Here is a 13,555-nt window from a genome sequence, read left to right on the forward strand (position 1 = left end):
CAACCTGTTCGTCACCCCGGCGCAGGCCGGGGCCCATCTCCTGCACGTCCCGGAGATGGGCCCCGGCCTGCGCCGGGGTGACGGCAAGAGAGGGGCATGGTGATGCCGTTGGTCGTCATGACAGGCGTCGCTTCCGGCTATGGGGCCGCGCGGGTTCTGCATGACGTGGAGCTGGCGCTGGCGGCAGGGTCGGTTACGGCGCTGATCGGGCGCAATGGTGTCGGCAAGACGACGTTGCTGCGGACGATCATGGGCATCCGGCCGCTCGATGCGGGGACGATGATCTTCGACGGCGGCGATATCGGGCGTCTGCCGCCGTCGGCGCGGGCGCGGGCGGGGATCGGTTATGTGCCGCAGGGACGGCATATTTTTCCGCAACTGACGGTTGCCGAGAATCTGGAGACCGGGCTGAGCGCGCTGGGGCCGCGCGGCAAGGCCCGCGCCGGCGTGCCGGACCATATCTATGACCTGTTTCCCAAGCTGGCGATGATCCGCGGGCGCAAGGGCGGGCTGTTGTCGGGCGGCGAGCAGCAGCAGCTCGCTATCGGCCGGGCGCTGGCGGGCGCACCGCGGTTGCTGCTGCTCGACGAGCCGACCGAGGGCGTGCAGCCCAATGTCGTCCAGATGATCGAGGCGGTGCTGCTCAAGGTGCGGGCGGAGTTCGGGCTGACGATTATCCTGATTGAGCAATATCTGGATTTTGCGTGGAGTTTTGCCGATCATTATGCGGTGATGGATGGCGGGCGGATCGTTCGGCAGGGGGATACGGCGGCGGAAAGCGCGGCGGACGTGGCGCATCTGGTGCGGATTTAGAACAACCGGCGGCGTGACCTTGCGATACCGGGCAACCGACATCGCCCGCTCAAGTGCGAGAGGCTGGTCTATTGGGTCAGGGTCTTTACCGCGGCGGCGGCGGCCGAGGCGCGGTTTTCGATGCCCATTTTTTCGAACACCTGTTCGAGGTGCTTGTCGACCGTGCGCGGGCTGATACCGAGGATTTCGCTGATCTCGCGGTTGGCCTTGCCGCGGCTGATCCAGAGCAGGACCTCGGCTTCGCGGTCGGTGAGATTGTGGCGGGTGGCTAGCAGCCGTTCTTCGGCGCCTTCGCGGATTTCGGCGAGGCGGAACAGCCATTCGTCGGGGCCGCTGCGGGTGAGCAGGGTGAATTCGAGGCGGCCGCCGGGGATTTCGTGACGCAGGACGCCCTTTTCGTCGGTTTCGGCAAGACGGATGAGGCGGGTGATGACGGTCGGCGGGAGTGCCGCATTGGGGAAACTGGCGGCGAGGATCAGCATCGTGCGGGGGGTGGACCAGAGGATGCGGCCGGTGGAGTCGAGCGCCAGCAGCGGCCGGCCGCTGTCGTCGAGAGCCGACTGGCTGCCCTGGGTGATGCGGGCGTTGCCGAGGTGGACGCGAATGCGGGCGAGGAGCTCGTCGACGACGATCGGCTTGGTGACGTAATCGACGCCGCCGGCCTGGAGACCGCGGACGACGTGCTCGGTTTCAGTGAGGCCGGTCATGAAGACGACGGGAAGTACGGCGAGGCGGGGGTCGGCCTTGATGCGGCGCGTGGTTTCGAAGCCGTCGATGACCGGCATCATCGCGTCCATGATGACGAGGTCGGGGAGGACGAGCGCGAGCGATTGCAGCGCTGCGGCGCCATCGCCGGCAACGAGGACGGTGTAGCCGGCGGCCTCGAGCGCGGCGGTGACGAAGCCGAGCGATTCGGGCGTGTCGTCGACGACGAGGATGGTGGCGGTTTGAGGTGTGCTAGCCATGGGTTTCGAGCAACTTGAGATAGGATTTGAGATCGAAGGCGCGGACGTGACTGCGCAGCTGGTCGACGAGGGGCTGGCTGGCGGGGAAGCTGGTCGCCAGTGTGTCGAGGCCGGTTTCGATACCGCGGACATGGCCGACCTGGCCGAGGCGGCGGAGTTCGGCGAGGTTGGCGGCGGCACCGCGCAGTGCGGCACGGCTGAGGCTGGCCGGTGGCGGGGCGGCGGCCGCGGCGGAGTCGCCCGACTCCCAGGTCAGGCCGAGGCGCGCGGCGATGGCGTCGAGGAGCGATTCGAGCTCGACGGGCTTGAGGACGAAGCCGTCGTGCGCTGCGCCGCCATCGCCGCCGGTGGCGAATTCATGCGCGTTGGCGGAAACGAACAGGATTTTCACCGGGTTGGCCGAGGCGGTCTTCAGCCGTTCGTCGTCACCAGCGCGAAGGCGCTCCTCATCGATGGCGCGAAGGCGCTCCTCATCTATGGCGCGAAGGCGTTTGGCGACGTCCCAGCCGGACATGCCGGGCATCTGGATGTCGAGCAGGACCAGATCGGGTTGGCTGCGCAGCGCGAGGTCGATGCCGGCGGCCCCGCTCGAGGCGGCATAGACGCTGAAGCCGAGCGGGCGGAGAAGGCCCTGGAGGACGGCGAGCTGGGCGGGGTCGTCGTCGATGATGAGGATGGTGCGGCGCGGTCCGGCATAGCCCGAGATTTGGCGCTGGCGGGCGGTGGCCGGCGGTGCGTCGTGGGGTTCGGCAAGCATCAGGCGAAGGCGGAAGACACTGCCCTGCCCTGCCTCGCCGGCGCTGGTGACGGTGACATCGCCGCCCATGACCTGGGCGAGGACGCGGGTGATGGCGAGGCCGAGGCCGGTGCCGGGCTGGGCATGGGCGGCTTCGGAACTGCCGCGCTCGAAGGGTTCGAAGATGCGGTCGATGTCGGCCGGGGTGATGCCGATGCCGGTATCGGAGATCTCGAATTCGGCAATGAGTCCCCGGTAGCGGATCTTCAATGCGGCATGGCCGGCGGGGGTGTATTTGATGGCGTTGGAGAGCAGGTTGATGAGGATCTGGCGGAGGCGTTTCTCGTCGGTGCGGACATAGGCCGGCAGGTTGGCGGGGGCTTCATAGTGGAAATCCAGGCCCTTTTCCTGCGCCTGCATGCGGAACATGGCGGCGATGGCGTCGAGGAATTCGGGCAAGGGAACGGTGTCGCGGTTGAGCTTGAGGACGCCGCTTTCGATGCGGCTGATGTCAAGCAGGCCGTCGACGATGTTGGTCAGATGTTCGGACGAGCGGCGGATGACGCGGCCGGCCTCGACGGGGCCGATTACGGGGCCGGACTCGCTGCCGCGCTCCAATAGCTGGGCATAGCCGTAGATGGCGTTGAGCGGTGAGCGGATTTCGTGGCTGACGCCGACCAGGTAGCGGCTTTTCGCGAGGTTGGCGGCCTCGGCGGCGTCGCGGGCTTTCTTGAGCGCGGCGTCGGTGCGGGTGTGGGCGGTGATCTCGTCCATCAGCATGCCGGTTTGCTGCTCGGTCTGTTTTTCGGCGGCGCGGCGGCTGTCATGGGCGAGGACGAGTAGCGAGGCGGCGATGCCCGACAGGATAGCGAGGGCGAAGAATACCACTGACAATGTCGTGGCGATGGTGTCCCGGGCCTGCGGTTCGACGGCGACCGACTGGATGAAGATGAAATAGAGGACGGTGCCGTTGGCGAGGGTGAACAGCGCCAGGGCGCCGAGGAAGCGGCCGAGCTGGGTGTCGACCATCCGCGCGGCGGGAGTGGGCAGGATGCGTTCGAGCAGGTCGGTGGCCTGTTCGCCGAAGCTGCTGCGGTCCTTGCACATGTCGTGGCAGCGCGCCTCGAGGGTGCAGCATAGCGAGCAGATGTTGCCGCGGTGGGCCGGGCAGAACGCCATGTCGGGGCGCTCGAAGGCGTTGCTGCAGACGGCGCAGGTGAGCGCTTCGTCGCCGGCGGGGAGATCGGCATCGCGGGCGAGATAGTAGCGGCCGCGGGTGGCGAGCGCGATGGCGGGAGCGGCGATAAAGGCGATGGCGAGGCCGAGGACCGGGGCGAAGGCGTGCGCGAGCGGGCCGAACGCACCGACGACGGCGGCGGTCGAGACGATGATCGAGAGCAGCATGGCGCCGACGCCGACGGGGTTGATGTCGTAGAGGCGGGCGCGCTTGAACTCGATGGATCTGGGGGAGAGGCCGACGGGCTTCGAGATGGTCAGGTCGGCGGCGAGGGCGCCGATCCAGCCGGCAGCGAGGTTGGCATAGAGGATGAGGATGCCTTCGATGACGCGGAAGATGCCGATCTCCATGAGCAGCAGCGCCAGGACGACGTTGAAGACCAGCCAGACGACGCGGCCGGGATGGGCGTGGGTGAGACGCGAGAAGAAGTTCGACCAGGCGATCGAGCCGGCATAGGCGTTGGTGACGTTGATCTTCATTTGCGCGGCGAGGACGAGGATGAAGGTCAGGAGCATGGCGAGGCCGGGGGAGTGGGTCATCTCGCGGAAGACGACAAGGAACATGTCGGGCGGGCTGGCGGCGGCGACGGCATCGAGGCCGTGGCCCATGGCGTAGAGCGCGAGGAACGAGCCGAGCGAGAGCTTTATGCCGCCGATGATGACCCAGCCTGGGCCGCCTGCAAGCAGGGCCGACCACCAGGAGGTGCCGTTGCCCTTCATGCGCTTGGGGAGGAAGCGGAGGTAGTCGGCCTGCTCGCCGATCTGGGGGAGGAGAGATAGCAGGGTCGAGAGGGCGAGGCCGAAGAGAAGGAGGTCGGTGCTACCGTCTAGGGCGCCGAGGCGTCCGGGAAAGAGGCTCCATTGGGTGAGCGCGGCGGGCGCGTAGAACAGGATCCAGATGATGGGGGCGAGTTGCAGGACGAGCCAGACCGGCTGGGTCCAGGCCTGCATGCGGGTGATGGCGGCCATGCCGTAGAGGGCGATGGGGATGACGATGAGCGACGAGATGACATGGGCGACGGCGAGGTTGATGCCGAAGGCCAGTTGCAGCGCCATCGACAGGATGCTGGCCTCGATGGCGAAGAGCAGGAAGGTAAAGCTGGCGTAGATCAGCGAGGTGATCGTCGAGCCGATATAGCCGAAGCCGGCGCCGCGGGTGAGGAGATCGATATCGAGGCCGGATCGCGCCGAACGATAGGCGATGGGGAGGCCGATGGCGAAGAGCAGCACCATCGCGGCGATGATGGCGGCGATGGCGTTGGAGAAGCCGTAGGCCAGCGTGATGGTGGCGCCGATCGCTTCGCAGGCGAGGAAGCTGGCGGCACCGAAGGCGGTGTTGCCGATGCGCGCCATGCTCCACCGACGCGCGCTGTCGGGGGTGTAGCGCAGGGCATAGTCCTCGAGGGTGGGGTCGCCGGCCCAGACATTGTACTGGCGCGTGCCCTGGAGACGCCCGGCGCGCACACTGGCCCGCGCCGTCGTCATGGGCGCTGGGGGAGTCCGGCGGCGGTAATGAGGAAGGCGATGATGGCGTCGAGGCCGTGGCCGGATTTCAGGTTGCTGAAGATGAAGGGCCGGTCGCAGCGCATCTTTTTGGCGTCCCGGTCCATCACTTCGAGGCTGGCGCCGACGAAGGGCGCGAGGTCGATCTTGTTGATGACGAGCAGGTCGGAGCGGGTGATGCCGGGGCCGCCCTTGCGCGGGATCTTGTCGCCGGCGGAGACGTCGATGACGTAGATGGTGATGTCGGCGAGTTCGGGGCTGAAGGTCGCCGCGAGGTTGTCGCCGCCGCTCTCGATGAAGATGATGTCGAGGCCGGGGAAGCGGGCGTTCATTGTGTCGACGGCGGCGAGGTTGATGCTGGCGTCCTCGCGGATGGCGGTGTGGGGGCAGCCGCCGGTTTCGACGCCCATGATGCGGTCAGGCGTGAGCGCGCCCGAGCGGGTGAGGAATTCGGCGTCCTCGCGGGTGTAGATGTCGTTGGTGATGGCAGCGATGTCGTAATGATCGCGCAGGGCCTTGCAGAGGCGATCGGTGAGCGCGGTCTTGCCCGAACCGACGGGTCCGCCGATGCCGATTCTTGCCGGGCCGTTTGGGGAGGTCATGAGCGGAACAACCTGCTGTATTGGGTTTCATGGGCGAGGCTGGCGAGTTCGAGGAGCGGCGCCGAGGTGCCGAGGTCTTCGAGATCGGTGTCTTGGGCGCGGGCGGCGGCGAGCGCAATGACCGGGGCGAGCGCTGCGGTGGCAATCTGGCCATCGGTTTGCCCGAGAGGGACGAGGCGGACGCCGGCGGAAACGAGGTTGGCGGCGGTGCCATGGCCCCAGGCGGTGAGCGCCGGGGCGAGCGGGATGCCGTGGAGGCCGCAGGCGAGTGCGCCGATGGCGGGGTGGGCGACGGGGTGATTGCCGTTGCGCGCGGCGAAGGCGTCGAGGCCGGGGTGGGGGTAGGCCTTGCGGGTGACCGAGAGGAAGCTGAGGCCCATCTGGCGGCTTTCGAGGGCGGTTTCGCTGCTGGCGCGGAAGGCGGCGGCGTATTCGCTGATGGTGTCGAAGGCGGCGGGATCGTTGACGGTGCGGTGGGCGTGGGCGAAGACGACAAGGTCGGTCCAGCCGCCGCCGCGCGACATGACGGCGGTGATATAGTCGATGAGGGTGTGGCGGTTGGTGACCTGGCCGGCCTCGACGGCGGCTTCGAGGCCGTGGCTGTAGCTGAAGGCGCCGACCGGATAGCTGGGGCTGGTCCAGGCGAGCAGCATGGTGAGGCCGTGGTCAGTGATCATGGTGGTGGTCATGATTGTCGCCGTGGTGGGAGTGGTGGTCGCCGTGGCCGCCGGCATAGGCGCCCTGTTCGGGATTGAAGGGCGCCTCGAAGGCGGTGACGGTGCCGCCGAGGCCGCGGAGCATTTCGGCGATGACGTAATCCGCGCGCAGGCGGATGGCGGCGCCGCGGAGTTCTGCCGGAAGATGGCGGTTGCCGATGTGCCAGGCGATGGCGAGCAGCGCGGCGGGATCGGTGGCGGTGACTTCGAGGAGCGCTTCGGGGGCGGCGGCGACGGCGATGATGCGACCGTCCTCGAGGCGCAGGCCGTCGCCATCGGCAAGGACGACGGCGCGCGGCAGGTCTAGCAGGAAGCCGGCGCCGCTGGCTCCGTGGAAGTGGAAGCGGCGGCGGTGGCGGCCGGCGTGGTCGAGACTGACGCTGTCGATGGCGTCGGCGCGGTTCCATTGGCCGGCGGGAATGATCGTTGTGGCGCGTTGCATCAGAAGAGAAAGTAGCGCTGGGCGAAGGACAGCTCGGTGGCGGGCTCGCAGGTGAGCAGTTCGCCGTCGGCGCGGACTTCATAGGTTTCGGGGTCGACTTCGATATGGGGCAGCGCGTCGTTGAGGATCATGTCGGCTTTCGAAATGCCGCCGCGGGTGTTGGCGACGGCGATACAGGGGCGGGTGAGACCGAGGTGGTTGGCGACGCCATCGTCCAATGACGCGGCGCTGACGAACATGATCGACGAGGCGGCCCCTGCCCTGCCCATGCCGCCCCACATCGGGCGGTAATGGACGGGCTGCGGGGTGGTGATGCTGGCATTGGGGTCGCCCATCGGCGCCATGGCGATGCTGCCGCCCTTGATGACGAGGTCGGGTTTGACGGCGAAGAACGCCGGCGACCAGATGATGATGTCGGCGAGCTTGCCGACGGCGATCGAGCCGATGTGATCCGACATGCCGTGCGCGATGGCGGGGTTTATGGTGTATTTGGCGATGTAGCGGCGAGCGCGGAGATTGTCGGCGTCTGCGTCGTCGCCGGGCAGGGCGCCGCGCTGCTGCTTCATCTTGTCGGCGGTCTGCCAGCAGCGGATGATGGTTTCGCCGATGCGGCCCATCGCCTGGCTGTCGGACGACATCATCGAAAAGGCGCCGAGATCGTGGAGGATGTCCTCGGCGGCGATGGTTTCCTTGCGGATGCGGCTTTCGGCGAAGGCGACATCCTCGGCGATGCGGGGATCGAGGTGGTGGCAGACCATGAGCATGTCGAGATGCTCGTCGAGGGTGTTGACGGTGTAGGGGCGGGTCGGGTTGGTCGACGATGGCAGGACGTTGGCGAGGCCGGCGAGGCGGATGATGTCGGGGGCATGGCCGCCGCCGGCGCCCTCGGTGTGGAAGCTGTGGATGGTGCGGGCACCGATTGCGGCGATGGTGTCCTCGACGAAGCCGCTTTCGTTCAATGTGTCGGAGTGGAGGGTGACCTGGACGTCGTGGGCGTCGGCGACCGACAGGCAATTGTCGATCGACGCGGGGGTGGTGCCCCAGTCCTCGTGGAGCTTGAGCACGCAGGCGCCGGCGCGGACCATTTCCTCGAGCGCCTGCGGCCGGCTGGTGTTGCCCTTGGCCGAGATGCCGAAGTTCATCGGCAGGGTCTCGAGCGCCTGGATCATGCGGCCGATATGCCACGGCCCCGGCGTGCAGGTGGTGGCGAGGGTGCCGTGCGAGGGGCCGGTTCCCCCGCCGATGATGGTGGTGATGCCGGCGCACAGGGCTTCCTCGACCTGTTGCGGACAGATGAAATGGACATGCGCGTCGACGGCGCCGGCGGTGACGATCTTGCCTTCGGCGGCGATGACGTCGGTGCCGGGGCCGATGATGATGGTGACGCCGGACTGGATATCGGGATTGCCGGCCTTGCCGATATGGGTGATGCGGCCGCCGGTGATGCCGATGTCGGCCTTTATGATGCCCCAGTGATCGAGGATGACGGCGTTGGTGATAACGGTGTCGACGGCGCCTTCGGCACGGCTGCGCTGGGATTGGCCCATGCCGTCGCGAATGACCTTGCCGCCGCCGAACTTGACCTCCTCGCCGTAGAGCGTGTGATCGGCTTCGACGCGGATGATGAGGCTGGAATCGGCGAGGCGGATGCGGTCGCCGGTGGTTGGCCCGGACATGCCGGCATAGGCGCGGCGGGTGATGGTGACACTCATAGCGGGCCGCTGACTTCGCCGCGGAAGCCCCAGACGATGCGGTCGCCGCCCAGCGGGATCAGCGGCACGTCGCGGGTCTGGCCGGGTTCGAAGCGGATGACGGTGCCGGCGGCGATGTCGAGGCGCTGGCCGCGCGCGGCGGTGCGGTCGAAGGCGAGCGCGGGGTTGGTCCCGGCGAAGTGAAAATGGCTGCCGACCTGGATGGGGCGGTCGCCGGTGTTGGCGACGGTGAGGATGGTGACGGGGCGGGCGTCGTTGAGCGTGATTTCGCCCGGGGCTGTGAGGATCTCTCCGGGGGTCATCGGATCGGCCGGTGGACGGTGACGAGCTTGGTGCCGTCGGGGAATGTGGCTTCGACCTGGACGCTGTCGATCATCTCGGCGATGCCGGGCATGACCTGATCGCGGGTCAGGATGTGGCCGCCGCTGGCCATGAGGACGGCGACGCTGAGGCCGTCGCGGGCGCCTTCGACGACATGGTCGGCAATGAGGGCGACGGCCTCGGGATGGTTGAGTTTGACGCCGCGATCGAGGCGGCGGCGGGCGACGATGGCGGCCATGGCGACGAGGAGCTTGTCCTTTTCGCGGGGGGTGAGGTTCATTGGACGGTGCGCCCCTTGGTTGCTGGCTCACTCCGCCTTGCGGGGAGGGAGTTTGGTGGGGGGTGATATCAGCAATGCCAGACATTTGGCATGGNCGACTTGGCGCCAGCCGAGCGGGGTGGGGGTTCCGGTTTTTTGCTGTGAAAGGGGACCCCCACCCCGCTCGCGCAAGGGCGCGAGTCGCCCTCCCCGCAGGGGGGAGGGAGTTTGGTGGGGGGTGATATCAGCAATGCCAGACATTTGGCATGGCGGCGAGATAGCCGCCGGCAAGGTGGCGGAGGCCGGCGACGATGCGGATGACCGATCGGCGGAGCGCGGCGGCGTCGGCGGAGAGGAGGCGGACGATGAGCAGGCCGTCGAAAATTGTGGCTCCGCCTTGCGCGCCATCGATAAGGGTGCGGACGGCGGTAAGGTGGTCGGCGGCGTCGGGGCCGACGTAGAGGATGGTGGCAGTGGAGTTGGCGTCTCCGAACGCGAAAGGCGCGGCCATTTGTGCGGCGATGTCGCCTTCCAGATGGAGCGCGTCGACCCAGACGAGGCGGCCGTTTCGGCGGATATGCCAGCTGTCGTGAATGCGGCCGGTGCGGATGGTCTCGCCCATCGCGGTGCGGCCGAAGACGAGGCTCTCGACTGCGAGCATGCGGCCGGAGGCTGCAACATCTGCTTGAAAGCGTCGGCGGACGCGGGTGCCGTCGTAGAGGATGGCCTCCTGGGCGAGCCATTCGCCCCAGCCGCGGTCGCCGATCGTGAGGACCGTGTCGATCAGGATGTCGGGGTCGCCGGGGTGGACGCGGTAGAGGCGCTCGGCGGCCTGGGTGGTGAGGGTGGCGGCTGCATCGGCGGCGATGTCGAGCTCGAAGGCGATGCGGTCGCCGCCGGTGAGGCCGCCGGTTGTCGTGAGGGACACGGCTTGCAGGGGTTCACCGGGTTCGGTGTCGGGGAAAAGCAGGCGGCATGGGGCGCGTTGGTAGAGGTCGGTTAGGCCGTTTTTGCCAACCGCGAGTCTGGCCGCGCCGTCGACGCGCTGGTGGCGTGGTGGCGGCAGGCTCTCCCCGGCGGCGGATTGCGATTTCATGCGCGGAGGATTGGCGGGTGTGGGGGGTTCGTCAACATGGGGTGTTTGACGTAGTGACGTGGTGGCGGCTTTGTTCGGGGCGGGAGACACCCCCACCCGGGACGCGAAGCCGCGTCTCTCGCCTCCCCCCTCTAGGGGGAGGGGAAGATGGTTTTTACGGGAGTTTCGGGTTTGTAGCGTTTCTTGCCTGCCGGTGTGTCGGCGCCGTGTTCGGCGGTGACGTCGCTGAGGTAGCCGACTTGCTTGATGCCCTTCTTGCGCATGGCGACGCCGGTCAGGCAGGCGTGCATGATGAAGTTGGCGTTGAGCGGCGTGCGGTAGGAGACGTCGAGCTGGGGCGCGACCTCGACGATCTCGAAGCCGATGAGTTCGTTTTCGGCGCAGAGGCGCCGGACGATCGGGAGCGCCTCGCGCATGGTGAGACCGCCGGGGACGGGGGTGCCGGTGCCGGTGATGAAGGCCGGATCAAGGACGTCGACGTCGAAGCTGACGTAGAGCTTCTTGCCGCTGTCGCGGGCTTCCTTGAGCGCGCGTTCCATGACGACCGCCCAGCCGGATTTTTCGACCTCGGGCATGGCGTGGTAGCGGACGCCGTTCTGGCGCATCCATTCGAAGCCCTCGGGGCCAGGCCAGGGTCCGCGCAGGCCAACCTGGATGTAGTTCTTGCCGAGGACATGGCCTTCCTTGACGGCGCGGTAGACCGGTTGGCCGTGGGTGATGAAATGCACGCCGCCCTTGCCGGCGTCGTAGTGGCTGTCGAAGTGGACGACGCCGAAGCTGCCCTTGCCATGGACGTCGGCGAGCCCGGCGACATCGGCATATTCGAGGCTGTGGTCGCCGCCGACGATGAACGGGATGGCGCCGGTGCGGGCGATCTCGGCGACCATCTCGCGGACATGGCCCATGGTCATTTCGGTGCTCATGTTGTCGACGGCAATGTCGCCGTAGTCGACGATGTTGAGCTCGTCCGACGGATCGACCATGGTGTTCATGTCGATGCCGCCGGCGCCGTAGGTCATTCGCATGGCGGCGGGACCGCCCTTGGCGCCGCGATAGCCCGAGCCCATGTCGAGCGGCGCGCCGACGATGGCGACATCGACCTTGCCGGCGACGAGATCCTCCGGCGTCAGTGCGACGGGGGCGTTGGCGAAGGTCTTGATGCCGTTTTCCCAGGCGCCGAGGTAGCGTTCCAGAAAGATCGGGCCGGCTTCGCGTTTCGGGTTCATCGATTGCGGACGCTTGGTCTTCCACGCGTTGAAGCGCTCGTCGGAGGTGTCGAGCGGGATCGATGCCATGTCGGTGCCGGGCTTGTATTTATAGGCCTCGACGACCTGCATCATGCCGTCGATATAGGCTTCGATCTCGGCCGGGGTCTTGGTTTCAAAACGCTTGAAGAGCAGCTCGGGGCGGGCGGCGAAGTTGGCGGTTTTTTTCGACAGGAGGAAGTCGCGCTTGGCCTTGGACAACCCGGCGATCTTGGGCTCGAGCCATGCCGGTACCTCGACTTTCTTGTCGTCCGCCAGCACCATCGCACCACTGGCGACGCCGAGCAAAAGGATGGCGGCGAGACCGGCCTTGCGCAGCTTTATCATGTCGTTACGCGGCGTTCCGGAGTTTTGTCCTCATCCTTCTTTTTGTCGAGCGGCGGCACCGGGTTCTTCGTAAAGTCGCGCTTGTCCTGGTTGTGCTCCGAACTGAGCGGGCTGAGGAATTTCGCCGACTTTATGCCCTGCTTGCGCATTGCGACGCCGGTCATGCAGGCGTGGATGATGTATTTCGAGTTGAGCGCCGACTGGTAGGTCGGGTCCATGGTCGGGTCGAGCTCGACGAGTTCGAAGCCGACCATGTTGGTTTCGCTGCACAGGCGGCGGATCATCGGGACGACCTCGCGCATCGTCAGGCCGTTCGAGACGGGGGTGCCGGTGCCCGACATGTAAACCGGGTCGAGCACGTCGATGTCGAAGGAGATATAGATCTTGCGGCCGTCTTCGCTGGCTTCGGCGAGGACGCGCTTCATCACGGTTTCCCAGCCGGATTTCTCGACCTCGACCATGGTGTGATAGCGAAAGCCCTGCTCGCGCATCCATTCGAAGGTTTCCTCGTCGGGCGACTGCGAGCGCAGGCCGACCTGGATATAGCCGCGGCCGCGGACATGACCTTCCTTGAGCAGGCGATAGACCGGCTGGCCGTGGCTGATCAGATGGGCACCGCCGCGGCCGGCGTCGTAGTGGCTGTCGAAGTGGATGACGCTGAGCTTGTTCTTGCCATAGACGTCGGCCATGCCGGCGACGTCGGAATATTCGAGGCTGTGGTCGCCGCCGATGATGAACGGCATGGCGCCGGTGGCAGCGATCTTGCGGACTTCCTCCCGGATATGTTCCATCGAGCGCTCGGTGCTCAAGTTGTCGACGGCGATGTCGCCGTAGTCGACCATGTTGAGGATCTTGTTGGGGGCGACCATGGTGTACATGTCGAGCCCGGCGCCGAGGCGGCCGACGGTGCGGATGGCGTTGGGGCCGAGTTGGGCGCCGCGGGTGCCCGAGCCCATGTTGAGCGGGATGCCGACCATGGCGATATCGACGGCGCCGGCCTTCAGATCCTCGGGCGTGATGGCGACGGGCAGGTTGAAGAAGGTCGGGATGCCGCCGCGGTTGCCCATGTAGCGGCTGAGATTGAACGGTCCGGGTTCACGCTGCGGCTCGAGTTCGCGCGGGCGCAGGGTTTTCCACGAATTGAAGCCTGGCGTGGTGGTATCGAGCGGGATCGAGGCCATGTCGGTCTTGGGGTTGAACTTGTTCTGCTCGACGACCGACATCATCGCTTCGACATAGGCGGTGACCTGCTCGGGGGTCTTGGTGGCGACGCGCCGGAACATTTCGGCGTGGTTCGGGACGAAGGCGTTGACCTTACTGGACAGCAGGAATTCGCGTTGCTCCGGACTGAGCCCGGCAAGCTTGGGCGCGATCTCGGGCGGGACGGCGACTTGCGATTGGGCGGCAAGGCTGAGCGACAGGCCGGTAACGAGCGTCGCAGCGGTGAAGATTTGCTTCCACGACCTGGCCATGATGATCTGCTTCCCCTGCCCTCCCGAAATCCGGGCCGCGCCCTGTGGTAGGAAGGCGGGACGTGATGGGACATGGGGAGTTTGACGTAG

General features: G+C 66.9%; 12 protein-coding genes. 1 reads left to right on the forward strand and 11 read right to left on the reverse strand.

Translation table 11 applies throughout. From position 1 onward, the window contains the following. The first annotated feature begins 96 nt into the window (after positions 1 to 96). Positions 97 to 813 (forward strand): urea ABC transporter ATP-binding subunit UrtE, encoded by a 717-nt coding sequence (urtE, locus tag IEW98_RS06040; protein WP_188762028.1) that lies wholly within the window; start codon positions 97 to 99, stop codon positions 811 to 813. A gap of 68 nt (positions 814 to 881) precedes the next feature. Here urtE and IEW98_RS06045 read toward each other — a convergent pair whose 3' ends face one another. The 11 genes from IEW98_RS06045 to IEW98_RS06095 all read right to left on the reverse strand — a co-directional run bounded on the left by IEW98_RS06045 (position 882) and on the right by IEW98_RS06095 (position 13,465). Further along, positions 882 to 1,778, reverse strand: coding sequence for a response regulator (locus tag IEW98_RS06045; protein ID WP_188762029.1), 897 nt, complete (start codon positions 1,776 to 1,778; stop codon positions 882 to 884). Next, complete coding sequence (locus tag IEW98_RS06050) at positions 1,771 to 5,235, reverse strand: hybrid sensor histidine kinase/response regulator (protein WP_188762030.1); 3,465 nt, start codon at positions 5,233 to 5,235, stop codon at positions 1,771 to 1,773. Before IEW98_RS06050 ends, IEW98_RS06045 begins: the two co-directional genes overlap by 8 nt. After that, on the reverse strand, positions 5,232 to 5,855 hold the full coding sequence (gene ureG / locus IEW98_RS06055) for an urease accessory protein UreG (protein ID WP_188762031.1): 624 nt from the start codon (positions 5,853 to 5,855) through the stop codon (positions 5,232 to 5,234). Before ureG ends, IEW98_RS06050 begins: the two co-directional genes overlap by 4 nt. Then, positions 5,852 to 6,544: an urease accessory protein UreF gene (locus IEW98_RS06060; protein ID WP_243450576.1), complete on the reverse strand. Its 693-nt coding sequence runs from the start codon at positions 6,542 to 6,544 to the stop codon at positions 5,852 to 5,854. The genes ureG and IEW98_RS06060 overlap by 4 nt, the downstream gene beginning before the upstream one ends. Continuing rightward, positions 6,522 to 7,013: an urease accessory protein UreE gene (gene ureE, locus IEW98_RS06065; protein ID WP_188762032.1), complete on the reverse strand. Its 492-nt coding sequence runs from the start codon at positions 7,011 to 7,013 to the stop codon at positions 6,522 to 6,524. Before ureE ends, IEW98_RS06060 begins: the two co-directional genes overlap by 23 nt. Next, a complete protein-coding gene (gene ureC, locus IEW98_RS06070) occupies positions 7,013 to 8,725 on the reverse strand; it encodes an urease subunit alpha (protein WP_188762033.1) in 1,713 nt (570 codons plus the stop codon). The genes ureE and ureC overlap by 1 nt, the downstream gene beginning before the upstream one ends. Next, entirely contained in the window at positions 8,722 to 9,027 is a 306-nt protein-coding gene (locus IEW98_RS06075) for an urease subunit beta (RefSeq protein ID WP_188762034.1), read from the reverse strand. Before IEW98_RS06075 ends, ureC begins: the two co-directional genes overlap by 4 nt. Further along, positions 9,024 to 9,326, reverse strand: a complete 303-nt coding sequence (locus IEW98_RS06080; RefSeq protein WP_188762035.1) for an urease subunit gamma — start codon at positions 9,324 to 9,326, stop codon at positions 9,024 to 9,026. Before IEW98_RS06080 ends, IEW98_RS06075 begins: the two co-directional genes overlap by 4 nt. 223 nt (positions 9,327 to 9,549) lie before the next feature. After that, entirely contained in the window at positions 9,550 to 10,401 is an 852-nt protein-coding gene (locus IEW98_RS06085) for an urease accessory protein UreD (RefSeq protein WP_188762036.1), read from the reverse strand. Positions 10,402 to 10,532: 131 nt separating this feature from the next. After that, complete coding sequence (locus IEW98_RS06090) at positions 10,533 to 11,993, reverse strand: agmatinase family protein (RefSeq protein ID WP_188762037.1); 1,461 nt, start codon at positions 11,991 to 11,993, stop codon at positions 10,533 to 10,535. Further along, complete coding sequence (locus IEW98_RS06095; RefSeq protein ID WP_188762038.1) at positions 11,990 to 13,465, reverse strand: agmatinase family protein; 1,476 nt, start codon at positions 13,463 to 13,465, stop codon at positions 11,990 to 11,992. Before IEW98_RS06095 ends, IEW98_RS06090 begins: the two co-directional genes overlap by 4 nt. Positions 13,466 to 13,555 lie beyond the last annotated feature (90 nt).

The organism is Sandarakinorhabdus glacialis (genome assembly GCF_014643455.1).
In the GTDB taxonomy this organism is placed as follows: Bacteria; Pseudomonadota; Alphaproteobacteria; order Sphingomonadales; family Sphingomonadaceae; genus Sandarakinorhabdus; species Sandarakinorhabdus glacialis.

Bases quoted from the DNA above. Each gene is read 5' to 3' on its own strand.
- IEW98_RS06095 (WP_188762038.1), bottom strand. From the start codon at position 13,465: ATGGCCAGGTCGTGGAAGCAAATCTTCACCGCTGCGACGCTCGTTACC.
- ureC (WP_188762033.1), bottom strand. From the start codon at position 8,725: ATGAGTGTCACCATCACCCGCCGCGCCTATGCCGGCATGTCCGGGCCA.
- ureE (WP_188762032.1), bottom strand. From the start codon at position 7,013: ATGCAACGCGCCACAACGATCATTCCCGCCGGCCAATGGAACCGCGCC.
- IEW98_RS06045 (WP_188762029.1), bottom strand. From the start codon at position 1,778: ATGGCTAGCACACCTCAAACCGCCACCATCCTCGTCGTCGACGACACG.
- IEW98_RS06060 (WP_243450576.1), bottom strand. From the start codon at position 6,544: ATGACCACCACCATGATCACTGACCACGGCCTCACCATGCTGCTCGCC.
- IEW98_RS06050 (WP_188762030.1), bottom strand. From the start codon at position 5,235: ATGACGACGGCGCGGGCCAGTGTGCGCGCCGGGCGTCTCCAGGGCACG.
- IEW98_RS06080 (WP_188762035.1), bottom strand. From the start codon at position 9,326: ATGAACCTCACCCCCCGCGAAAAGGACAAGCTCCTCGTCGCCATGGCC.
- IEW98_RS06075 (WP_188762034.1), bottom strand. From the start codon at position 9,027: ATGACCCCCGGAGAGATCCTCACAGCCCCGGGCGAAATCACGCTCAAC.
- ureG (WP_188762031.1), bottom strand. From the start codon at position 5,855: ATGACCTCCCCAAACGGCCCGGCAAGAATCGGCATCGGCGGACCCGTC.
- urtE (WP_188762028.1), top strand. From the start codon at position 97: ATGGTGATGCCGTTGGTCGTCATGACAGGCGTCGCTTCCGGCTATGGG.
- IEW98_RS06090 (WP_188762037.1), bottom strand. From the start codon at position 11,993: ATGATAAAGCTGCGCAAGGCCGGTCTCGCCGCCATCCTTTTGCTCGGC.
- IEW98_RS06085 (WP_188762036.1), bottom strand. From the start codon at position 10,401: ATGAAATCGCAATCCGCCGCCGGGGAGAGCCTGCCGCCACCACGCCAC.